We start from the raw sequence: 22,192 nt of genomic DNA on the forward strand, positions 1-22,192 counted from the left end.
TCTTCATCTCATTCATTCACTCCAAGTAAATCCCAAATCCCCATGTTCATCCCATGTCTCACTGCTTCGTCCCCGCCTCGCTCCTGCCGCTGTGGCGCAGCAGGGTCTCGCGCAGGCGGTCCTCGATCGTGGCGAGCTCCTTCTCGGCGGCCTGGCGCTTCGCGCGGCCCTCCTGCTGGATGCGCACCGTATCCTCGATCGTCTGGATGAGCTTCTCGTTGACCTCGCGCACCGTCTCGACATCGACGATACTGCGCTCGTTCTCGCGCGCCGTCTCGACCGAGTTCTGCTGCAGGAGCTCTGCATTGCGCTTGAGGAGCTCGTTCGTCGTGTTATTGACGGCCTGCTGCATGCGCAGGACCTTCTGCTGAGCCGAGAGGCCGAGCGCGATGACAAGCTGGTTCTTCCAGAGCGGTATCGTCGAGTAGATGGCCGTCTGCACGCGGTCGATGAGCGCCTTGTCGTTGTTCTGGATCAGGCGGATCTGCGGCGCCGTCTGGATGGCGATCGTCTTGCTGATCTTGAGGTCGTGGAGCTTCTTCTCAAAGCGGTTGACGCCCGCCTCGAAGTCCGCGACGACCTGTACGGCCATCGGGTCGTTAGCCGCCGCAGCCTGCGCGTGGAGCTTCGGCAACGTCTTTGTGCGCATCTCCTCGAGCTTTTCCTCGCCGGCCCGGATGTAGAGCTGCAGCTCCTTGAAGTAGGTGAGATTCTCGTCGTAGAGCCGGTCGAAGAGCACGACGTCCTTCATCATCTTGAGCCGCGACTGCTCGAGCGCACCGGCGATGCGCTCGACCTGCACCGAGAGCTTCTCGTAGCCCTGCTTGACATTGTCCGCCTTGTTGACGAGACTGCCGATAAGCGGCACTTTGCGCAGGAAGCCGCCCTGGCTCTTCTCGTCGTACTCCTTGACCTCCGTCACGAGGCTGTTTAGGAGTTGGCCGACCTCGCCGCTGTCCTTCGCGCGCACCTGCGCGAGGACACTGTCGGAGAACGCCGCAATCTTCTTCTGCGCGGGTGCGCCGTACGTCAGGAGCGCCTCGGAGTCCGTCATGTCGATGCTGTCCTTGATCTGTTCGACTTTCGTCAGTTCCTCCGGCGTCAGTGTGTCGACAGCCGTTTCGACCTCGCGCTCGACCTTCTCCGGCACGATGGCCTTCGCCTCGGTGCCTTGCTGTTCCTGATGATGCGTCAGGAGGTCTGAAAGATCGATATCCTTTGCCATAAAAATCACCGCCTGTTGCCTTGGTAGTACATATCATAGAAATCGTCCATCGACATGAAGAGGTAGCGCATACCCTCGAAGAAGCCGACGATGCCGGGGATGGCCGTCCACCAGAAGAGCAGGTAGAGGATGCCCCACTTTGTCTTGCCCTGATAGAATTTGTGGGCGCCGATGCAGCCGCCGAAGATGGCCAGTGCACTCATGATGAGTTTCTCCTTGAGCACGCTGCCGCGCAGCTCCTCCGGCATCGCGATGCGGAAGGTCTCGGCCGCGCGGAAGGCGCGGCGGCGCGGGTGCTTGCGGCCGCCGCGGTTCTGCAGGCCCGTGCCATGCACGACTGGCTCCTTCTTGTCAAAGAGCCGCCGCACATCCTTGAGGACCGTCGTCTTCTCTTCGTCATTCTGCTGCACCATTGCAGATGGCTTCTTCGCCTCGTGCTCGGGCAGATTCTCGATGCCGTCGGCGGCCATCGTCTTCTGCAGGACGGCGAGCTCCGCGTCCATGTCGAGCAGCTTGTCGCCGAGGACGCGCTCGAATTCCTTCTCGTACGCCTCGTCGAACGAGTACAGCGTCTCCTTGATGTTCGCACGCGTGTCGGCGACCTGCTCCGTGTCGAGGCCCGTCTTCTCGAGCTCGCGGTATTCCTCCGCGAGGTTCGCCGCGCGGTCCTGATACGTGTCGATGAAGCGGCGCGCCGCAGGGATGGCCTTCGGGTGCTTCTCGAGGTAGTCGAGGAGATTCGAGGCGACCTGCTGCATCACGGCGAGCTGTTCACGCAGCTCGCCGTCGCGTATCGTCTTGCGCGCCGTTTCGACGCGCGTGTAGTCGACGATGGCCTTCTGCCAGCTCGTCTCGATGAGCTCTGCCTCATCCGCCGAATAATCCTTGAGCTCGAGCTTGTGGTGGCGGTCGATGGGCCGGCCGTCATAGGTCTTCGCCTGATAGCCGAAGTAGATGCAGAGGACTGCACAGATTGCTGTCATACCGGCCGGCAAGGCGATGTAGTCGGGATTCTTGAGCAAGTAGTCGATGCTGCCACAGCCCATCAGGAAAAAGAACGCGCTGAGGGTCCACAAAAAGCCTTTCATACTGTCACCGCCTTTCACCAGTGGTATTTCTCGCCGCGGTTGATCTTGAACGCGCGGTAAATCTGCTCGACGAGCAGCAGGCGCACCATCTGGTGCGTGAAGGTCATCGGCGAGAAGCTGATGCGCTCATCCGCACGGGCGCGCACCTCCTCCGAGAGACCGAAGGCCCCGCCGATCAGGAAGGTGATGCTGCTCCTGCCCCGCAGCCCGAGGTCTGCAATCTCCTTGGCGAGCTGTTCGGAGGACTTGAGTTTCCCGTAGACGTCGAGCACATAGAGATAACTGCCATCCGGCACGAGCTTCAGGAGCTTCTCGCCCTCTCTTGCAAGCGTCTGCTCCTTCTCAGCAGGCGACGGGTCCTCTGGCATCTTCTCCTCGTGAATCTCGCGGATCTCGACCTGTGCATAGGGCTTGAGCCGCTTGAGGAATTCTGCGATGCCGGCACTCAAATACTTCTCCTTGATCTTGCCGGCGCAAACAATCGTTATCTTCATGTTGGTCTCTTCTTATTTCTTATCCTGCGGCATCTCTTCGAGCGTGACATCGACCGTGCGCTCATGGTTGTTGCGGTCGATCGTCAGCGTGATCGTGTCGCCGACCTTGTGGGCGCTGACCTTCGCGCGCAGGTCTCCGATGCTGTTGACCTCATCGCCGTCGGCCTTGAGGATGATGTCGCCGCGCTGCAGGCCGGCCTTGTCGCTCGGGCCACCGAGCACGAGCTTGAAGACGTAGACGCCCTTGTCGATGGCGAGCGAGTAGCCGTAGCGGGCTGCCGTCTCCGGGTCAAAGACCGAGACGCCGAGGTATGGGCGCGCGACGTAGCCCTTGTCCATGAGCTCCTTGATGACCGACTGGACGGTATTGCTCGGGATGGCGAAACCCATGCCCTCGACGCCATTGGCCGCGAGCTTGACGCTGTTGATGCCGATGACTTCACCGTCGGCATTGACGAGCGCACCGCCCGAGTTGCCCGGGTTGATGGCGGCATCCGTCTGCAAGAGCTTGACGCGGCTGTCGCTGTTGTCGAGCGTGCGGTTGAGCGCGCTGACCACGCCGCTCGTCACGCTGCCTCGGAACTCGAGGCCCATCGGGTTGCCGATGGCGATGGCCGGCTCGCCGACGACAATCTGGTCAGAGTCCGCAAACGTTGCCGTCGGCAGGTCTTTGGCGTCAATCTTGACGACGGCGAGGTCCGTGACCTCATCCGCGCCGATGACCTTGCCCTTGAGGCTGCGGCCGTCGGACAGCGAGACGATGAGCTCCTTAGCGCCGTTGATGACGTGATTGTTCGTGACGATGTAGCCGTCGCTCTTGAAGATGACGCCCGAGCCGACGCCCTCCGTCTCAACGGGGTTGTCGAACCAGTCGCGCGCGATGGCCTTATTGGTGATGCCGACGACAGCCGGGCCGACAGTCTTAGCCGCGTACACGGCCGGCGTGTTGCGCGCACTCGAGATGCTATCCGTCGCGGCCTCTGCCGCAGCGCTCGACGAAGCGGCCGAGCAGCCGGCGTACGAGACGGCCGAGACGACAAAGGCAGCCGCGACGAGCACGGCGAGGCGTTTATGGTTCTTATGGCTGAAATTCGAAACAATGTTCTTCATTTTGAGATTCCTCCGTACCATCAAAGACAAGCAAAGACAACAATTGACTGCTCAGTGAAGGTGGACCGCCCGGTCCTGTGCCGTCATGCAGATGGGGATATCGAGCCCCTGGCGGTGCAGGATCTCCTCCACCGTGTTCTCGGCGAGTTCCGGCGTATTGTTCTTCTCTGAGAGGTGTGCGAGAAAGACATGCGCGGGCCGCTTCTTCATGCGCACGAGCGCCCAGGCGGCATCGGCATTGGCCAGATGGCCGCGGTTCGACAGAATGCGCCGCTTGAGTGCCCACGGGTAGTCGCCGTGCTTGAGCACCTCAGGGTCGTGATTGGCCTCGAGGACGAGCACGTCAGCTCCGTCGATGGCCTCCTGGACGCTCGCCGTCACGAAGCCGAGATCGGTCGCGAGCGTGCAACGCGAGGAGCCCGTGATGCGGTAGCCCACGGGGTCCGCCGCATCGTGCGGGATGCTGAACGGATCGATCGTCAGGTCACCGATGCAAAATGCCCCCTCGATTGCGTGGAAGCGCTCGGCGGGGATGGAACTGCGGCAGCTCATGTGCTCGATCGTCGCGCGCCGCGTGAAAATCGGCAGCTCATACCACTTCGAGAGCGTCACGAGGCCCGCGATGTGATCGCGGTGCTCGTGCGTGATGAGCACGCCGTCAAGTGAGGCTGCGTCAATGCCCTCGGCGGCCAGCCCCTTCTTGATGCGCGTCGCGCTGATGCCCGCGTCGAGCAGGAGCCGCACGCCGTCCATTTCCACATAGACCGCATTGCCCTTGCTGCCGCTAGCGAGTACCGATACCTGCATGTCTCTTCCCCTATCTTAGCTCAAAATCCTGTAAACGGCCTGCAATCACTCACCAGCAGGCCATCTTTCATTATACACTATTTCCTGCACGATTTCAGCGCCACAGCGGAGAAAAGGCAGTCGAGACGCGGACCCGGCGCACAGATACGGCCAAGGTATGATATACTAAGGGATACTTAGTACTGGATTTTTGAGAAAGAGGTATTTCTATGCTGGGAAAAGACATATATCCGCAGATTGCGGTGGAGCTCAAGGTGCAACCGCATCAGGTCGAGGCAGCTGCCAAGCTGCTCGACGAAGGCAATACCGTGCCGTTCATCGCGCGCTACCGCAAGGAGGCGACGGGGTCACTCGAGGACGAGCAGCTGCGCGAGCTCGAAGAGCGCCTCGCGTACCTGCGTGGTCTCGTCAAGCGGCAGGAGGAAATCCTCGCCAAGATCGAGGAGCAGGGCAAGCTGACGGATGACCTGCGCCGGGCCATCGAGAAGACGCGCAAGCTGCAGGAACTCGAAGACCTCTACCTGCCCTACAAGCAGAAGAAGCGCACGCGCGCGCAGATTGCCCGCGAGCGCGGCCTCGAGCCGCTCGCAAACCGCATGCTGCTCGCGAGCGACCAGAAGGGCAGCCCGGAAGCGATTGCGGCGGCCTTCTGCCAGGAAGACAAAGGCGTCGAGGCTACCGAGGACGCGCTGCAGGGCGCGATGGACATCGTAGCCGAGACCGTCATGGAGGAGGCCAAGATCCGCCAGTCCATGCGCGAGCACATCGCGAAGACGGGCAGCCTGCAGACGGAGCTCGCCAAGGACGCACCCGAGGAAAGCCAGCAGGTCTTCCGCATGTACGAGGCCTACGAGGAACCCGTCCACCGCCTGCCGCCGCACCGCATCCTCGCCATCAACCGCGGCGAGAAGCTCGGCTGCCTCAAGGTCACGCTCGCGACGGACCACGAGGACAACTGCCGGCGCATCGAGCGCCAGCTGCACCGCGCGCCGTCCATCTGGACGAAGTACCTGCAGCTCGCCATCGAGGACGGCTACAAGCGCCTGCTGCTGCCGTCCCTGACGCGCGAGATCCGCACCGCGCTGACGGAAAAAGCCGAGAAGCACGCCATCCACCTCTTCGGCGTCAACCTGCGCCAGCTCCTGCTGCAGGCGCCGCTCGCGGGCCACACGGTCATGGGGCTCGACCCCGGCTACCGCAACGGCTGCAAGATGGCCGTCGTCGACCCGACGGGCCGCGTGCTCGACTACGGCGTGCTGCAGATCACGCAGAGCGACCGCGCGCGAGAGGCGGCCGCTGCGCGCGTGCTCACCTCCATCCGCAAGAACGGCGTGACCTTGCTCTCCATCGGCAACGGCACGGCCTCCTACGAGACGGAGCAGTTCGCCGCAGCGCTGATCCAGGACAATCATCTCAAGGATGTCCACTATCTCATCACGAACGAGGCCGGCGCCTCCGTCTACTCGGCCTCCAAGCTCGCCAAGGAAGAACTGCCGGAGTACGACGTCGTCATCCGCGGCGCCGTCTCGATCGCGCGCCGCGTGCAGGACCCGCTGGCCGAGCTCGTCAAGATTGACCCGCAGGCCATCGGCGTCGGCCAGTACCAGCACGATGTCAACCAGAAAGAGCTCGCGAGCACCCTCGATGCGACAATCGAGTCCGCCGTCAACCACGTCGGCGTCGACCTCAACACAGCCTCTGCCGCCCTGCTGCGCCACATCGCCGGCATCAACGCGACGACGGCCAAGAACATCATCGCCTACCGCAACGAACACGGCGTCTTCACGAGCCGGCGCGAGCTCCTGAAGGTCCCGCGCCTCGGCCCGGCGGCCTTCACGCAGTGCGCGGGCTTCCTGCGCATCCACGGCGCCAAGTCGCCGCTCGACAATACGCCCGTCCACCCTGAGTCGTACGCGCTCGCCGAGAAGATCCTGCAGAAGCTCGGCTTCACGCTGCAGGACCTCCGCGCCCCCGAGCAGCTCGAGCGCATGAAGCTCAAGCGCCGCCTCTTAGACGAGCGCAAAGAGCGCGAACTCGCCGCAGCGCTGCAGGCCGGCACGCCGACGGTCCACGACATCCTCGACGCCCTCGTGAGCCCGGGACGCGACCCGCGCGCCGACCTGCCGGCACCGCTGACGCGCCAGGCCATCGTCAAGCTCTCAGAGCTCAAGCCCGGCACCATCCTGCGCGGCACGGTCCGCAACATCACGGACTTCGGCGCCTTCGTCGACATCGGCCTGCACGAGGACGGCCTCATCCACATCTCCGAGCTCGCGAAGCGGCGCGTCAAGCACCCGCTCGAAGTCGTCTCCATCGGCCAGGTCCTGCGCGTCATGGTCATCAGCGTCGACGAGAAGCGTGGCCGCATCGGCCTCTCTCTCAAGCGGGTACCAGAGGAGGCGAGCGTATGAATGTATTTCAAGACCGGCTCGCAGCCCTCTCCCTCGAGGAGATCCTGCCGCGGATAACAGCGCCCGGCACCGCCGTATCCATGCAGGCGCGCCTGCGCATGGCATCGTACCTGAGCGGCATGGAGAAGAGCCTAGGGGGGCTCGCCCCGATGCTCTTCCACTGGCTCGACATCTGCAATGAGCTGGACCCCAGAGCGCCGCGCAAGGCCGTCGTCATCTGCTGCGCCGACCACGGCGTCGCCGCCGAGGGCGTCAGCGCCTATCCGCAGGAGACGACGCTCGAGATGGTGCGCAACTACACGATACGCCAGGGGGCTGCCGCCAATGCGTTCGCGGCCTGCGCCGGAGCGCGCCTGCTCGTCGACGATATGGGCATCGCCGCCGACACGAGCGATGTGCCGGACCTCTTCCAGACGCGCATCGCCAATGGCACGAAGAACATGGCCGAGGGCCCTGCCATGACGCGCGAACAGGCTGAGAACTCCATCAAAGTCGGCCTGCTCATCGCCGATTCCCTCGTCGCACAAGGCTTCGACTGGTTCCTGCCCGGCGAGATGGGCATCGCCAACACGACGGCAAGCGCCGCGATTGCCGCGGTCGCCTGCCACAAATCGCCCGAGGAAGTCACGGGCCGCGGCACGAACATCTCCGACGAACGCCTCAAGAAGAAAGTAGGCGTCGTGCGCCGCGCGCTGCAGGTCAACCAGCCCGATACCGAAGACGCCATCGACATCCTCGCCAAGGTCGGAGGCTTTGAGTTCGGCTGTATCGCCGGCATCATCCTCGGCGCAGCACTCCATCATAAGCTCGTCATCCTCGACGGCGCCAACTGCGGCGCTGCCGCCCTGATTGCCTGGAAGCTCGCGCCGGCCTCCACCGCCTACACGATGGCCTCGCACCTCGGCTCCGAGAAGTCCCACCGCTACATGCTCGAGACGCTCGGCCTCCAGCCCTTCCTCCACCTCGATCTGCGCCTCGGCGAAGCCATCGGCTCCTCGATCGCGAGCAACATCCTCGAGAGCCTGCTCGCGAGCTGGCATGTCCTGCTCCAAGAATCCTCAGAGGAGATGGGCCGCTATGCGCTCTTCCAGCTCCTGCACGAGCATGGCTTTGGCGACGTCGACATCACGGCTTTTCCACAGGTAGAGGTCGATAAGGACGCCCTCGTCGACCATTGCGAGATGCGGGAGGAAGAAGTGCATCTGACAGACAAGACCTTCGACTTCTACCTCAATACCATGCCCACACCCGACAAAGAGGCCATGGCTGCCTGCAAGGCGCGCATCGACAACCTGACCAAACCGGTCGACAGCCTCGGCTGCCTCGAGCAGATTGCCACGGAACTTTCCGGCTGCACGGGCGTCGAGCGGCCAGAACTCGCGATGAGCCGGACGGCCCTGCTCTACTTCACCGAGAAAGAAGACCTGCCGCCCGCGCTGGAGCGCATGATGGCGGCGCAGGCGGCCTATGCGGGCATGAAATTCGCCATCGCCCATCTCGACTGCGCGAAGGGTGCAACGGCAGCTTTCGACTTCGGCCGCGAGGAGAGCGAGCGCTATGCCACCATGAACGAGCTCATCGCGCTGGCAGCCGATGAAGTGGGTGACGAGCCCCGCGGCACGATGGACGGCGCTCTGCGCAAAGCCCTGCTCCGCGAGGACGGCACGCTGCGCTATGCAGCAGACGGATTCCTCGCGCATGTGCCAGAGCGCTATCAGCCTGCCGTCTCCGCGCTGCTCGGCGCGATGATCGCTGCCGCCCACAACGGCGCCATGGTCCTGCTCGACAGCGAAGCCGTGCAGATCGTCGCGCGCTACGCCATGAAGATCGTGCCGGAGCTCTGCGCCTACCTGCTGCCCGTCCAGCCGCAGCTCATCGACCTCGGCGCGCTCCTGCCGGGCCTCACAGCAGGCTGCGGCCTGCAGATCCTCCGCGCCTCGCTCTTCATGCTCGACCACATGAAGACCTTCGAGGAGGCAAAGGTCTCCGTCGCCAGCGACGGCCCCGGCGCCAAGCGCCAGCACCGTTGAGGCGCTGCCATCAAGATACAAGAAAAGCTATGGCTCTGTGCATCTGCACGGCCATAGCTTTTTCGTGTATGCGCTTATCTCCCGTACGCCTCGTACGTTCATGCGTTCAGAAGCCCAGCTCTTCCTTGTGCGCCTGCATGCCGTCGATGCAGCACTGCATGACCTCGCCCGCTTCCATGCCGAGCATCGCGAAGCCCTGCTTGATAATCTCGCGGCTGCACTTTGCGGCGAAGCGCTTGTCCTTGAACTTCTTCTTGAGGCTCTTGACGGCCATGCCATCGAGCCCTTCCGGGCGCATGAGGGCATAGGCCTGCACGATGCCCGTGAGCTCATCGACGGCAAAGAGGCTCTTCTCCATGTCCGTCTCGGGCTTTGCTTCCTCTGTCGTGATGCCGTAGCCGTGCGAGATGATGGCGCGGATGTCCTCCTCGGGCACGCCCTCTGGCTCCAGGAGCTCGCGGACGTGCAGGCAGTGCTCATCCGGGTATTTCTCATAGTCGACGTCGTGCAGATAGCCGACGGCCTCCCAGTGCTCCTTGTCTGCGCCGAAGTGATCAGCCATTGCGCCCATCGCGGCGCTGACCGCCGCCGCATGCGTGAAGAGATGCGCTTCCGTCGTGTGCTTCGCCAAGATCTTCTTTGCCTGTTCGAGTGTCAATGCTTCCATGAAAAAACCTCCATCTGTAAGTTGCTGTACTTCTTATTGTAACCATCTGTCCGCGAACATGCAACCACTGCAACCGCCAGACTTATCCACATTGTGCACAGACTTTCCTGTGGATACTGTGGATAAATCGTTACCATGCGCAATATGCATCGCTGCTGCTCTCCAGATGCTGTGGATAACCTTGTGGACCAAAAAAGAGAGGCTCGCCTGCCTCTCTTTTCCTATGCAATCAGCACGTATGACACTTATCATAGATGCCGCGCTCCTTGAGCGTCTTGACGACAGTCTCACCGATATCGGCAACTGTGTCCGCGACCTCGATGCCGACCTCATGCAATGCCTTGATCTTGTCGGCAGCCGTGCCCTTGCCGCCCGAGATGATGGCGCCAGCATGGCCCATGCGCTTGCCCGGCGGCGCCTGTCGGCCGGCGATGAAGGCAGCCACTGGCTTGTCCGGCATGTTCGCCGCAATCCACTTCGCCGCATCTTCCTCAGCCGTGCCGCCGATTTCGCCGATCATGAGCACGGCGAGCGTCTCGGGATCTTCCTTGAAGAGCTTCAGCGCGTCGATGAAGTCCGTTCCCTTGACGGGGTCGCCGCCGATGCCGATGGCCGTCGTCTGGCCGATGCCAGCGGCCGTCAGCTGGAACGTCGCCTCATACGTCAGCGTGCCCGAACGGGAGATGACGCCGACATGGCCCTTGCGGTGGATGTAGCCCGGGATGATGCCGAGCTTGCACTCGTCAGCCGTCAGGATGCCCGGGCAGTTCGGCCCGATGAGATGCGTCTTGCGGCCTTCCATGTAGCGGCGGACCTTGATCATGTCCTGGACCGGGATGTGCTCGCTGATGCAGACGACGACATCGAGGTCCGCGTCGACGGCCTCCATGATGGAGTCCGCTGCAAAGCGCGCCGGCACGTAGATGACCGAAGCCGTGGCTCCCGTCGCCTCCACTGCCTCGCGCACTGTGTTGAACACTGGCACTCCGCAGGCAATCTGACCGCCCTTGCCGGGCGTCACACCGCCGACGACCTTCGTGCCGTAGTCGATCATCTGCTGCGTGTGGAAGGCCGCGGCCTTGCCCGTGATGCCCTGCACGATGACCTTTGTGTCTTTATGAACTAAGATTCCCATCTCGCGTCCTCCTCATGCTCTGCCGTCGGCTTCTTTGACGAGCCGGACAATCGTTTCTGCGCCGCCTTCCATGGTGGGAGCCATGATGACGTTCGCGATCGGCGTATCCTGGAGGATCTCGCGGCCGCGCTCCACATTCGTGCCCTCTAACCGCACGACGACGGGGACTGGCAGGGATTTCCCATCCTCGGAGATCATCTTGGCCGCATCGACGATGCCCTCGGCGACGAGGTCGCACTTGTTGATGCCGCCAAAGATGTTGACGAAGATGCCCTTGGCCTGTCCGCCGTCGAGCATGATGCGGAAGGCCTCCGCGATCTTCTCCGGCGTCGAGTCGCCGCCGACATCGAGGAAGTTCGCCGGCTCACCGCCGTAGTACTTGATGATGTCGACCGTGGCCATCGCCAGGCCGGCGCCGTTGACCATGCAGGCGACATCGCCGCCGAGGTTGACGTAGTTGAGGCCGGCCTTGGCCGCACGGCGTTCCTTCGGGTCTTCCTCCGTCTCATCGCGCAGCTCTTCAAGGTCTGGATGACGGAAGAGCGCGCTGTCATCGAAGTTGAGCTTGGCGTCGAGCGCCATGACCTCCGCGTCTTCCGTGACGACGAGCGGATTGATCTCCGCAAGGCTGCAGTCCTTGCCAACGAAAGCTCGGTAGAGGTTCATCATGAGCTTCGTGGCCTTGCGCACGGAATCGTGCGGGAAGTGCATGCCATAGGCCATGCGGTTCGCCTGGAATGGCAGCAGGCCGACGGCCGGGTCGATGTACTCCTTGAGGATCTTGTCCGGCATCTCCGCTGCGACCTTCTCAATCTCCATGCCGCCCTCTTCCGAGCCCATCATGACGATGCGCGCCGTCTGGCGGTCAATGACAAAGGAAAGGTAGTATTCCTTTTTGATGGCTGCTCCTGCCTCAATGAGCAGGCGGTTGACACGCTTGCCGGCAGGACCGGTCTGATGCGTGATGAGGACTTTGCCGAGGAGCTCTTCCGCTGCCTTCTCCACAGCCTCGAGCGAGTGGACAACCTTGACGCCGCCGGCCTTGCCGCGGCCGCCCGCATGGATCTGTGCCTTGACGACGACGGTATCCGTGCCGAGCTCTCTGGCATTCTCCACGGCCTCTTCGACCGAGAATGCCGGCTTGCCAGTGGGGACATTGACGCCGTACGAGCGCAGGATCGCCTTGCTCTGATATTCATGGATATTCATAGTCAACCTCTCCTATTTCTGTTCGCTATGATATGCCTCGATCTTCTTGGCAGCCTCATGCAGCATGTCCTGCGTGACCTTGTAGGGCATGATGCGCACATCCTGCTTCTTCTCCGTCGCGCGGAAGACGCGCTGGATGTCCTCCTCGCTCGCGCAGGTCTCCTCGCGGCAGGTCGGCAGGCCGATGCTCTGGCAGAAGGCGTAGAAGCGCTTGAACTCCTCCTCCTGTCCATCGCAGAGCAAGAGGAGCAGGATGCCGTAGGCGACGAGGCCGCCGTGCTGGCGGCATTGCTCGGACGCCGGCAGGTCTGCAAGCTCCACGAAGAGCTGGTGTGCGATATGTCCGTTGAACTCTGGCGCCGCGAAGTTCGAGACGAGGCCACTCGTCATGACGATGGCGAGGATAACCTCTTCAAACGCCGGGCTGACGACGTGGCGGCGGTTGTCGGCGACGGCCTGCTCGCCATAAGCGTAGAGCGGGTCCAGGCACATGCGCGAGAGCGCGATGCCCATGCCGTCACGGTGCTGGAGCTTGCGGCCGCGCGAAGCGATGGCTGCCTCGTAGTACTTGGCCATTGTATCACCGATGCCGCGCAGCAGGTATTCGACCGGCGCTTGCGCCATGATGCGGCTGCAGAGGAAGACATGTACCGGCGGTATCGTCGAGTAGAGGTAATCCTGGAACTTCCCATCCGGCGTATAGATCGTCGCGATACTGGCCGCTGCGGCGCAGCTGCCCGCAACCGTCGGGAACGTGAAGTACGGCTTGTTCTGGCGATGGGCTACGGCCTTTGCAGTATCGATGGCCTTGCCACCGCCCACCGCAAAGATCATATCCGCCTCCTGCACGGCCGAGTCCTCGCTGATGCGCTCGATATTCTCGTCGGAGCTCTGACCGCCCGCGTGAATGAAGCCCGTGAACTCCAGGCCCACACCCTCTACCGCGCGCACCATCTTCTCCTGGGCCGCCTCGATGCCCTTGCGGCCACCGATGACGACGACGCTCTTGCCGTAGCGCGGGCAGACCTCGCGGATCTTCTCATACGCCTCGACACCAATCGTGTAATTTGGGAAAATCATCGTGTAGCGATCTTTCATCTCAAATCCCCCTTTCCGGGTCTTTTGGTGATACTCAGTCACTCAATCCTTCTGGCCGAGGACGTATACCGTCTGTGCCTTCCACGTGTCGCCCTTCTTGAGGATTGGCTGCGGGAAGTTCGGGTTAGCAAAGGCATTCGGGAAGTACTGCGTCTCGAGGCAGAAGCCCGTGCGGCGCTGGAACTCCACGCCATCCTTGCCCGGCAGGCCGCCGTTGAGGTAGTTGCCCGTGTAGAACTGGACGCCCGGCTGCGTCGTGTAGCAGGTCAGCGTGAAGCCCGACTGATCCGACTCCGCATACGCTGCCTTTTTGAGGCCGCCGCCTACGTAGTCAATCGGGCAGCTCGGGTCACTCGGCTTCGTCTCGACGGCCGGCTTCTCATCGCGGATGACCCAGTTGTGGTCATAACCATGGCCCATGACGAGCTCATCGAAATCGTCGTCGATGTGCTCACCGATGCGCGTCGGCTGACGCAGGTCCATTGGCGTGCCGGCGACATCGAGGATGCGGCCATCCGGCAGCGATTCAGCATCGGCCCAGGTGTACTTGTCGGCGAAGATCTGGATCTTCTGGTCGAGCACCGGACCCGAGGCAAAACCGTTGAGGTTGAAGTAAGCGTGGTTCGTGAGGTTGCAGACCGTATCGGCATCCGAGACGGCCTCGTAGCGGATAGAGAGTTCATTGTCGTTCGACAGCGAGTAGAGGACATGGACCGTCATATTGCCGGGATAACCGCCCTCACCATCGGCTGCATGATAGGTGAACTTCACGCCCTGGTCCGTCTCCTCCGCCGTCCAGAGTTTCTGGTGGAAGCCCTGGAAGCCGCCGTGGATGTGGTTCTGATTGTGCGAGCCCGTGTTGAGATCGAGCTGGTACGTCTTGCCGTCAATCGTCACCTTGCCGCCAGCGATGCGGTTGGCATGGCGGCCGACGAGGCCGCCCATGCTCGTATTGTCCTTCTCGTAGGCAGCGCCATCTGCGTAGCCGAGCACGATATCCGTGCGCTTGTGGTCCTTTCCATAGGCGCTCCATGCCACAAGTCTCGCGCCGTACGTCGTGACCTTGACTTCCGTTCCCTTTGTATTGCGCAGCGTGTAGAGCTCTACCTCTCTGCCATCGCTCAATTTGCCAAACGATTCCTTTTTGATTGTAGCCATGAAGTATACCTCCCGAAATAAATTGATATCGCCGAATTGCTAATGATTTCGGACAATTTTATACGACATTACTTTACTATTTCGGCGCCTCTTTGTCAAATTCCTGTTCAAGCCTGTCTCTTTCCTGGAACATATTCCATTTATTTCCTCCGATTAAACAAATTTCCTCAAATATGCTATAATTATGCTGTCATGCAATCCATCATCAAAATCAAGGGGATTGCCATCATATTTATTTTTTGAGGGGGAATCACGATGAAAGAGAAGAACGCCTTTATCTTCTTCAACTGCGATGAGGAGAAGAGCCAGAAATCCATGAACGTATTCTACAACAAAGAGATTTTCCGCGACCTGAAGGTCTCCCGCAAGGCTCTCTTCGCCAAGATTGAAGAGGAACTCGCCGCAGGACGCATCCATGCCAAAGAAGAGGATATCCCGGCCATCCGCGATGCCATCCTGAACGGCAACCCGACCGATGCCAGTGCTTACATCCAGTACGGCACGATCCTTTCCTTTCCGATTGTCTGAGCTGACTGAACACATCTCGTCAGAGCTGCTCCGCTCGGAACGCAAAAAGCGTCACTCCCACACGGAAGTGACGCTTTTTTATGGTCTGTTTTTCTTATCGGTCCGTTCATACGTTGACATCGCTGAGGCGGCTGACGACCGTATCCGCCAGGGACAGGTCCTGCGCCCCAGAATGCGGGCTTCGGAAGCCGATGCAGCGCATGCCCGCGCGCTTAGCCGCCAGCACACCTGCCGCCGTATCCTCGAGGACGAGGCAGTCCTTCGGAGGCACACCGAGGCGTTCGGCGCTCAACAAGTAGATGGCTGGGTCCGGTTTGCTCTTGGGCAATGTACTGCCCGAGATGACTGAGCGGAAATACGGCCGAATCTTGAAGGCATCGAGCACCGTGTCCATGACGCGCTCCCACGACGATGTCGCCAGTGCCAGAGGGATGCCCTCATCGTAGAGATGGCGGATGAGCTCCACCGCTCCCTCAATCGGTGCGATCGTGCCGCTCTGCAGCACTTCGAGGTAGTGTTCGTGCTTGTAGCGCACGAGGTCATCCACGCAAAGGTCCTTGCGGCCCTCTTTTGCGATGACCTCGCCAAAAATCTCATCGCTCGTGCGCCCCATGTAATGGATGAGGTCTGCTTCATCAAATGGCAGGTCGAAGTGATGGAACGTGTCCATCTTCACGCGCGAATGGATGGGCTCGCTGTCGATGATGACGCCATCCATGTCAAAGATAAATGCTGCCGGCTTCAATCTCATTCCCCCTAAAGAAATATCTGCCTCTATTATAGCAGAAATATCAGAAGCTCGCCTGGAAGACGAGGTTCATAAGGAACAAGAAGCCGAGGCCGTAGCTCAGGGCATGCAGCTCACGCGAGCGGCCGTTCATGAGCTTCAAGAGCGGGTAGGCCGTGAAACCGAAGGCCAGGCCCGTCGAGATGCTGCCGGAAAGCGGGATCAGCACGACGACGAGAAAGGCGGGGAACCACTCTGAGAAATCCTGAAAGTCCATGTGCTGGAGCTGCTGCATCATCATCGCACCCGTGATGATGATGACGGGGGAAATGGCCGCCTGCGGCACGTACGAGAGCAGCGGGATGAAGAACAGCGATACCGCGAAGAGAACCGCCGCCGTGAGGGCCATGAGACCCGTGCGGCCACCACTCGCGATGCCGGCTGCGCTCTCTGCCGCTGCGACAGTCGGGCTCGTACCGAGCAGGCTCGAGATGATGGTCGTCACGGCCGAGCCGCGGAACGTACGCGAGAACTTGGAACGGTCCGGCAGGATGCCTTCGAGCAGTCCCATCGTCTCAAAGATCATGATCATCGACATCGAGAAGACCGAGAGCAGGAACGGGATGCTCAGCGCATTGTGGAAGTCTGCCTGCAACAAGAGCTGCGGGTAGTCGTAGATATGCGCGAAATCGAGGTCTAAGGGCGTCGGGTCCTTAATGCCAAAAAACTGTGCCACCGCCGTCGTCACGAGGATGGCGATGAAGAAACTCCCCGTCACACCGCGCAGGTAGAGGGCCAGGCTCAGGACAAGGCCGAAGAGCGCCAAGAGCGCCATCGGATTCGTCAGCGAGCCGAGCTCAATGATGGAGTTCGCGCCCGAGCGGATCAGCTGTGCCTTCTCGAGGCCGATCTCGACGAGGAACAGACCGATGCCAGCCGTGATTGCACACTTGAGCGAGTTGGGCACAGCATGCGCGATGCGGTCGCGCCACTTCGTGCAGGCGACGTAGGCGAAAATCAGGCCGGATACGAGCGAGATGGCGATGGCCTCCTGCCAGAAGAGCCCCATCTGGACGCAGACGGTGTAGGTGAAGAAGGCATTGATGCCCATGCCGGGTGTCAGGACAATCGGGGCATCTGCCACAAACGCCATGATCAGGCAGCCGATGATGGACGAGAAGATTGTCGCAAAGACCGAGAGTTCCGCGGGCATCCCCGCATCGGCCAGGATGATGGGGTTGACGACAATGATGTATGAGATGGCAAAGAAGGCCGTGATGCCCGCCAAAATCTCCTTCTGCCATAAGCGGCGGTCCTTAAGGACCCCCTCGAATAAAGCCTGCATGCTCTTTCCTCCTGAATCATCTTGATTTGACTTTATACATCTAGTTTAGCGAAAATGAGCCAATATAAAAAGGACAGGGGTACATGCTGGCCAAATATTTTTTTGTAAAGAGTCAGAAAGTTTTCGCCAGCGCGATTTTAGGCTATAATAGAGAGAAGTACCATGAATAACAGGACTGAGAAGAAGCTATCATCATGCAGATAAAGGAGAGATTTCATTGAAGCTGGAACAAGTGATTGAATTCATGCCAGAGAGCATCCGAGCCAAGATCAGCCATCGCACCTTCCGGCCCGGTGAGTTCGTCGTGCGCAAGGGAGAACGCGCCGACCACGTCTACATCCTGACCAAGGGCACAACCCGCGTCAGCAATGAATTCGCCAGTGGGCAGCGCTACACCTTCGCTCACCAGACCGTCCCCGACCTCATCGGCGACCTCGAGGTTCTCGCCGGACAGGAGTACTTCTCGGCCACCAACGAAGCCGTGACGGAATGTGAAGTCATCGCCATGACGGCCGACACGTTCAAGAAGTGGATGCGCCGCGACAACCATTTCGCCTGTGCCATCGCCCAGCTGCTCGCCAGTAAGATGTACCCGACCTCCAACGAGAACGGCCAGATCAAATTCCAGCCGAGCATCCAGCGCCTGCAGGAGTACCTCGTCAAGCGGCTCGACCTCGCACCGTCCGAGCAGTTCGTCCTACACACGAGCCGCCAGCAGATTGCCGATGATATCGGCACGAGCGTCAAGACGGTCAACCGCGGCGTCAGCAAACTGCGCGATGCCGGGCTCATCACCCTGCTCCACGGCAAGATCGCCATCAGCGTCGCGCAGCAGGAGAAACTACGCACTCTCAAGCTGGAGGATGAATGAGGCGAAACCAAAACATAAAAAGCGGCTGCAACACCTCGCTATAGGATGTTGCAGTCGCTTTTCATGCTGTCCCGTATCTTATTCTCTTATTTTGCCTCAGCTGGAAGTTCGGACGTGCAGTGTGGGCAGCGCGTCGCATCATCTGCGATTTCCTGACGGCAGTACGGGCAGAGGCGCGCAGCCTTTGCCTCTTTTTTCGGCATCAGGCGGTTGACCTGCTTGATCAGCAGGAAAATCGCAAATGCAACGATGAGGAAATCGACGACAGCATTGAGGAACGAGCCGTAGGCAATGACCGGCAGACCGGCGTCACGCGCTTCGGTGAGCGTCGCAGCCGGCGTGCTCGAAAGGTTCAGGAACAGATTGGAAAAATCCACGCGACCGAGCAGAAGGCCGATGGGCGGCATCAGGATGTCATTGACGAACGACGTGACAATCTTGCCAAAGGCAGCACCGATGATGATACCGACGGCCATGTCCAGGACATTGCCGCGCATGATGAATTTCTTGAATTCCTCGATCATAAAATCCTCCTCATAATACAATCCAATTGAACAAAAAGAATAGTCCGCTTTCATTTTAGCACAGGTCTCAGCTAAAACATATAGTCATGCACAAAAAAGAGCTCCGCCTCAGCGGAGCTCCTGCTTAACCGGCAACTTCCTATCCTCCCAGTCCGTCTCCAGACAAGTACTTTCGGCCTCTGAATGCTTAACTACTGTGTTCGGTATGGGAACAGGTGGAACCATTCAGGCATCATCACCGGATATTCTATTTGAATGCTTGCACATTCAAAACTATACAGAAGAAACTACTTTGCGAACATTTCAGTTCTCCGGTGCACAGGTCACGTTCGGCAACCAGCTCAAGCTCACGGCTGAGGCTGGCCGTTGGAACCTCAACAGCGCCAACAAGCAGTCGAACCTCAACGATGCAGCTGGAAAGACGGATGACGATGCTGCCAACTATCAGGGTATCGCTCTGAACGGCACGGCTGGCAAGCTCTATGGCGGCGCTGCTTACCGTCATTTCAACAGCAACGTCTTCACGCAGACGAAGGGCTTCGAGAAGAACACGGATGAGGCCAACATCTGGTCTGTCGGCGCTGGCTACAAGTTTGACAAGAACTGGAACCTCTACGGCGCTTATGCTAAGAACGAAAAGGCTGAAGCAGATGCTACGGCACATAACATCCAGCTCAACTACAAGGGCGCGCAGAAAGCCAACAAGGGTTCCTGGGGTGCTTACACGGCTTACCGCTACATGGGCCAGAACGTCGCCTTCGCTCCGACGTATGAGACGTTCCTCAATGCTGGCGTCAACAACGTCAAGGGCTGGGAAGTTGGCACGGAGTACGTTCCGTTCACGAATGTCACGGCTGCCGCTTACTACTTCAACGGCAAGAAGCTTGATACGGACAGAGATGCAGAGCTGCTCTTCGGCCGCGTGAACTTCTGGTTCTGATAACATAGCCTCGGTTGTTTCCAGGTCTATAGCAAAAAGCCTTCCGCTGGCATCAGCGGAAGGCTTTTTTTGCCTGCAGATTCTCAATGATAGCGATAGTTGATTAAGCAAACTATTCTAAGCAAAGTGTAATGGACTTCTAACGGCTGTGTAATTGTAATTGACTGAATCAAGTAATATAATGATGGTGTCAAAAGGAAAGGGGCAGGGACCTCAGAGGAAACATGGATACTCGCGATTCTCCCGCTCCCATTCCCGACAGTGGCCGCGAAGGCGGCGTGGGGCACTTGCCTCGACTGACTTGATGCCTTCTATATCGGCAAAGAGCCATAGAAGGAAGAGGGGAGGAATTCATCATGAAAAAGACTCTTGTATCTGCATTGACGACGGCGCTCGTAGTTGGTGCTGCATCGACTACATTTGCCGCAACGAACCCGTTCTCCGATGTGCCGGCCGATCACTGGGCTTACGACGCTGTATCCCAGCTCGCAGCTGACGGCGTCATCGAGGGCTACGGCGACACGACGTTCCGCGGTAACCAGAACATCACGCGCTATGAGATGGCGCAGATGATTGCCAAGGCCATGGCCAAGACGGATGTATCCGCCTCCGACAAGGCCCTGATTGACAAGCTCGCCGCTGAGTTCTCCGATGAGCTCAATACGCTCGGCGTCCGCGTTAGCAACCTCGAGCGCAACGCCGACAAGGTAAAATGGAACGGCGAGGCCCGCTACACCTACACGAGCACGCGCGACAAGTCGAAAGAGGACAGCAAGAGCAACGATGATGAGTTGCTGCTGCGCCTCGAGCCGTCGGCTGAGGTCAACCGCAACTGGCACGTCAACGCCCGCCTCGATGCCTCCACGGATCTTGCCAAGGATAGCACCGACCCGAATGGCAGTCATGGCGATGAGCAGGACACAGATGTGACGCTGCAGCGCCTCTGGGCAGATGGCCAGTACGGCACGACGAACATCAAAATCGGCAAACTGCCGATGCAGATCGACAACAATCTGCTCTTCGATGACGAGATTTCCGGTGCTGCCATCACGACGGGCAAGGATTTCAAGGTCACGCTGCAGGCAGGCCGCTTCGACCTCGATGGCGATACGAACAACGATTCCATCAACGCGGCTGCTAAGGCAAAAGATGATATGGCCAATATGCAGAGCATCGGCCTGCAGTACGGCAAGGACAAGCTCAGCATCGGCGCCGGCTACCATCATCTGAACAGTGATGCTTTCACGGCGATGGGCACGAGCTACAAGTCCACGCAGGATGAGGACAATGCCGACATCTGGAGCGCCAACTTCCACTACGCGTTCGACAAGAACGTCGCCCTCGGCGGCGCTTATGCCGAGAACACGAAGGCTGACGACTACAAGAAGGCCGGCACGGTCGAGCTCGACTACAAGGGTGCGGAGCCTGCCAACAAGGGCACCTGGGGCGCTTATGCTGCATACCGCTACCTCGGCCAGAACGTAGCCTTTGACCCGTCCTACGATGGCGCTTGGGCCGGCACGAAGGGCTGGGAAGTCGGCACGAACTACACGCTCTTCAAGAACACGGTAGCAAGCGTCAAGTACTTCAACGGCGAAAACATCGACAACGGCAAAGATGCCGAGAAACTCTTCGGCCGAGTTGAATTCCACTTCTGATAAAACGAATCCCACTTCTCTCAAACATCATCATAGAACCAGAACCGAGAACAGCGGTCCCTTTTGGGGCTGCTGTTCTTTTGTTTATGGGGCTGATACAAGGTAGACACCCACGATTGTTATTTTTTCCTTGCTTTTCTACTTGCTTTTCTATACGATATTGTTAATTTTTTGAACATTCACCTGTAAGTCTATTGCAGAAAGACGTGGGATATGATACACTAAGATTAATCAAAGTGTGCTCAAAGAAGCGGCAGGTAGAGGAAACATGGATACTCTGTGTCGTGCTTTGGTTGGCTTTGGGAAAAATCACTTCTTATTATATTGTAGAAGGAGGAGTTTCTCATGAAGAAGACTCTCGTATCCGCTCTGACGACGGCTCTCGTCGTTGGCGCAGCAAGCACGACGTTCGCTGCTGCTAACCCGTTCTCCGATGTACCGGCTGACCACTGGGCTTACGACGCTGTATCCCAGCTCGCAGCTGATGGCGTCATCGAGGGCTACGGCGACACGACGTTCCGCGGCCAGCAGAACATCACGCGCTATGAGATGGCTCAGATGATCGCCAAGGCTATGGCAAGAACGGATGTTTCGGCATCGGACAAGGCTCTGATCGACAAACTCGCAGCAGAGTTCTCCGATGAGCTTAACAACCTCGGCGTCCGCGTCAGCAACCTCGAGCGCAATGCCGATATGGTCAAGTGGAACGGCCAGGCTCGTTACCGTTACTGGAGCCAGCGCTATGAAAACCAGAAAAAGCAGAACACGGATCAGCTCAACTTCCGCCTCGAGCCGAGCGCTGAGGTCAACAAGAACTGGCATGTCAAGGCTCGTATCGATGCATTCATGGACCCGAGCAAAGACGAGACGTCGGATCTGACGGTAAAACGCGTTTGGGCACAGGGCGACTACAAGAACTTCCAGGTCAAACTCGGCAAGATGCCGTTCTTCTCGACGGAGACGGCTGGCATGCTGTTCGATGATCAGTTCTCCGGTGCACAGGTCACGTTCGGCAACCAGCTCAAGCTCACGGCTGAGGCTGGCCGTTGGAACCTCAACAGCGCCAACAAGCAGTCGAACCTCAACGATGCAGCTGGAAAGACGGATGACGATGCTGCCAACTATCAGGGTATCGCTCTGAACGGCACGGCTGGCAAGCTCTATGGG

Annotated in this window: 20 protein-coding genes, 1 rRNA gene and 1 other annotated feature (1 of these 22 running past the window's edge); of the genes, 7 read left to right on the forward strand and 14 right to left on the reverse strand. The window is 59.6% G+C overall.

The features are described from left to right. Positions 1 to 58: 58 nt before the first annotated feature. From MITSMUL_RS11835 to MITSMUL_RS11860, 5 genes are read right to left on the reverse strand one after another with little or no spacing between them, the layout of a single operon-like run. The gene (locus MITSMUL_RS11835) at positions 59 to 1,225 is read right to left on the reverse strand and encodes a toxic anion resistance protein (protein ID WP_040636478.1); all 1,167 of its coding nucleotides are present in this window, start codon (positions 1,223 to 1,225) and stop codon (positions 59 to 61) included. Between the two features lie 5 nt (positions 1,226 to 1,230). Beyond that, positions 1,231 to 2,313: a 5-bromo-4-chloroindolyl phosphate hydrolysis family protein gene (locus MITSMUL_RS12590; RefSeq protein WP_005843063.1), complete on the reverse strand. Its 1,083-nt coding sequence runs from the start codon at positions 2,311 to 2,313 to the stop codon at positions 1,231 to 1,233. A gap of 14 nt (positions 2,314 to 2,327) precedes the next feature. Further along, entirely contained in the window at positions 2,328 to 2,807 is a 480-nt protein-coding gene (gene rlmH / locus MITSMUL_RS11850; RefSeq protein ID WP_005843065.1) for a 23S rRNA (pseudouridine(1915)-N(3))-methyltransferase RlmH, read from the reverse strand. A gap of 12 nt (positions 2,808 to 2,819) precedes the next feature. Continuing rightward, on the reverse strand, positions 2,820 to 3,917 hold the full coding sequence (locus tag MITSMUL_RS11855) for a S1C family serine protease (RefSeq protein WP_050751713.1): 1,098 nt from the start codon (positions 3,915 to 3,917) through the stop codon (positions 2,820 to 2,822). A 51-nt stretch (positions 3,918 to 3,968) separates the two neighbouring features. After that, on the reverse strand, positions 3,969 to 4,724 hold the full coding sequence (locus MITSMUL_RS11860) for an MBL fold metallo-hydrolase (RefSeq protein ID WP_005843069.1): 756 nt from the start codon (positions 4,722 to 4,724) through the stop codon (positions 3,969 to 3,971). A 209-nt stretch (positions 4,725 to 4,933) separates the two neighbouring features. Between MITSMUL_RS11860 and MITSMUL_RS11865 the strand changes: the two genes are divergently transcribed. Next, the gene (locus MITSMUL_RS11865) at positions 4,934 to 7,135 is read left to right on the forward strand and encodes a Tex family protein (protein WP_005843071.1); all 2,202 of its coding nucleotides are present in this window, start codon (positions 4,934 to 4,936) and stop codon (positions 7,133 to 7,135) included. Beyond that, positions 7,132 to 9,165 (forward strand): nicotinate-nucleotide--dimethylbenzimidazole phosphoribosyltransferase, encoded by a 2,034-nt coding sequence (gene cobT / locus MITSMUL_RS13080; RefSeq protein WP_005843073.1) that lies wholly within the window; start codon positions 7,132 to 7,134, stop codon positions 9,163 to 9,165. Before MITSMUL_RS11865 ends, cobT begins: the two co-directional genes overlap by 4 nt. A 106-nt stretch (positions 9,166 to 9,271) precedes the next feature. On the opposite strand, the gene MITSMUL_RS11875 is transcribed toward cobT, so the two are convergent. The 5 genes from MITSMUL_RS11875 to MITSMUL_RS11895 all read right to left on the reverse strand — a co-directional run bounded on the left by MITSMUL_RS11875 (position 9,272) and on the right by MITSMUL_RS11895 (position 14,432). After that, positions 9,272 to 9,832: an HD domain-containing protein gene (locus tag MITSMUL_RS11875; RefSeq protein WP_005843075.1), complete on the reverse strand. Its 561-nt coding sequence runs from the start codon at positions 9,830 to 9,832 to the stop codon at positions 9,272 to 9,274. Between the two features lie 229 nt (positions 9,833 to 10,061). Next, positions 10,062 to 10,967: a succinate--CoA ligase subunit alpha gene (gene sucD, locus MITSMUL_RS11880; RefSeq protein ID WP_005843077.1), complete on the reverse strand. Its 906-nt coding sequence runs from the start codon at positions 10,965 to 10,967 to the stop codon at positions 10,062 to 10,064. Positions 10,968 to 10,979: 12 nt separating this feature from the next. Beyond that, positions 10,980 to 12,176, reverse strand: coding sequence for an ADP-forming succinate--CoA ligase subunit beta (sucC, locus tag MITSMUL_RS11885; RefSeq protein WP_005843078.1), 1,197 nt, complete (start codon positions 12,174 to 12,176; stop codon positions 10,980 to 10,982). A 12-nt stretch (positions 12,177 to 12,188) separates the two neighbouring features. Then, complete coding sequence (locus MITSMUL_RS11890) at positions 12,189 to 13,274, reverse strand: iron-containing alcohol dehydrogenase family protein (RefSeq protein WP_040636479.1); 1,086 nt, start codon at positions 13,272 to 13,274, stop codon at positions 12,189 to 12,191. A 42-nt stretch (positions 13,275 to 13,316) separates the two neighbouring features. Continuing rightward, positions 13,317 to 14,432, reverse strand: coding sequence for an aldose epimerase family protein (locus MITSMUL_RS11895; protein ID WP_005843081.1), 1,116 nt, complete (start codon positions 14,430 to 14,432; stop codon positions 13,317 to 13,319). A 255-nt stretch (positions 14,433 to 14,687) separates the two neighbouring features. Here MITSMUL_RS11895 and MITSMUL_RS11900 point away from each other — a divergent pair, with 255 nt between their 5' ends. Next, a complete protein-coding gene (locus tag MITSMUL_RS11900) occupies positions 14,688 to 14,960 on the forward strand; it encodes a hypothetical protein (RefSeq protein WP_005843084.1) in 273 nt (90 codons plus the stop codon). Positions 14,961 to 15,066: 106 nt separating this feature from the next. On the opposite strand, the gene MITSMUL_RS11905 is transcribed toward MITSMUL_RS11900, so the two are convergent. Continuing rightward, on the reverse strand, positions 15,067 to 15,711 hold the full coding sequence (locus MITSMUL_RS11905; RefSeq protein WP_005843086.1) for an HAD family hydrolase: 645 nt from the start codon (positions 15,709 to 15,711) through the stop codon (positions 15,067 to 15,069). Positions 15,712 to 15,751: 40 nt separating this feature from the next. Beyond that, entirely contained in the window at positions 15,752 to 17,032 is a 1,281-nt protein-coding gene (locus tag MITSMUL_RS11910) for an NCS2 family permease (protein ID WP_005843088.1), read from the reverse strand. Positions 17,033 to 17,249: 217 nt separating this feature from the next. Here MITSMUL_RS11910 and MITSMUL_RS11915 point away from each other — a divergent pair, with 217 nt between their 5' ends. Next, positions 17,250 to 17,903: a Crp/Fnr family transcriptional regulator gene (locus tag MITSMUL_RS11915; protein WP_005843089.1), complete on the forward strand. Its 654-nt coding sequence runs from the start codon at positions 17,250 to 17,252 to the stop codon at positions 17,901 to 17,903. An 86-nt stretch (positions 17,904 to 17,989) separates the two neighbouring features. On the opposite strand, the gene mscL is transcribed toward MITSMUL_RS11915, so the two are convergent. Both mscL and rrf read right to left on the reverse strand, forming a co-directional pair. Further along, entirely contained in the window at positions 17,990 to 18,427 is a 438-nt protein-coding gene (gene mscL / locus MITSMUL_RS11920; RefSeq protein WP_040636480.1) for a large conductance mechanosensitive channel protein MscL, read from the reverse strand. A 126-nt stretch (positions 18,428 to 18,553) separates the two neighbouring features. Further along, positions 18,554 to 18,670 (reverse strand): 5S ribosomal RNA (gene rrf / locus MITSMUL_RS11925). 49 nt (positions 18,671 to 18,719) lie between these two features. Here rrf and MITSMUL_RS11930 point away from each other — a divergent pair. The 3 genes from MITSMUL_RS11930 to MITSMUL_RS11940 form a co-directional block, all read left to right on the forward strand. Next, complete coding sequence (locus tag MITSMUL_RS11930; RefSeq protein WP_187115555.1) at positions 18,720 to 19,367, forward strand: hypothetical protein; 648 nt, start codon at positions 18,720 to 18,722, stop codon at positions 19,365 to 19,367. Positions 19,368 to 19,723: 356 nt separating this feature from the next. Then, entirely contained in the window at positions 19,724 to 21,025 is a 1,302-nt protein-coding gene (locus MITSMUL_RS11935) for a putative porin (protein WP_005843095.1), read from the forward strand. A 345-nt stretch (positions 21,026 to 21,370) separates the two neighbouring features. Continuing rightward, positions 21,371 to 22,192, forward strand: an 822-nt coding sequence (locus tag MITSMUL_RS11940) for an S-layer homology domain-containing protein (RefSeq protein WP_005843097.1), incomplete at its 3' end; no start/stop codon positions are given. Beyond that, positions 22,137 to 22,192: a sequence feature (mutual gap in cmsearch alignment for this rRNA model is longer than 100), on the reverse strand; it runs 663 nt beyond the window's last position. (Overlaps the previous gene by 56 nt.)

Origin of the sequence: Mitsuokella multacida DSM 20544 (genome assembly GCF_000155955.1) — a bacterium.
Lineage (GTDB): Bacteria > Bacillota > Negativicutes > Selenomonadales > Selenomonadaceae > Mitsuokella > Mitsuokella multacida.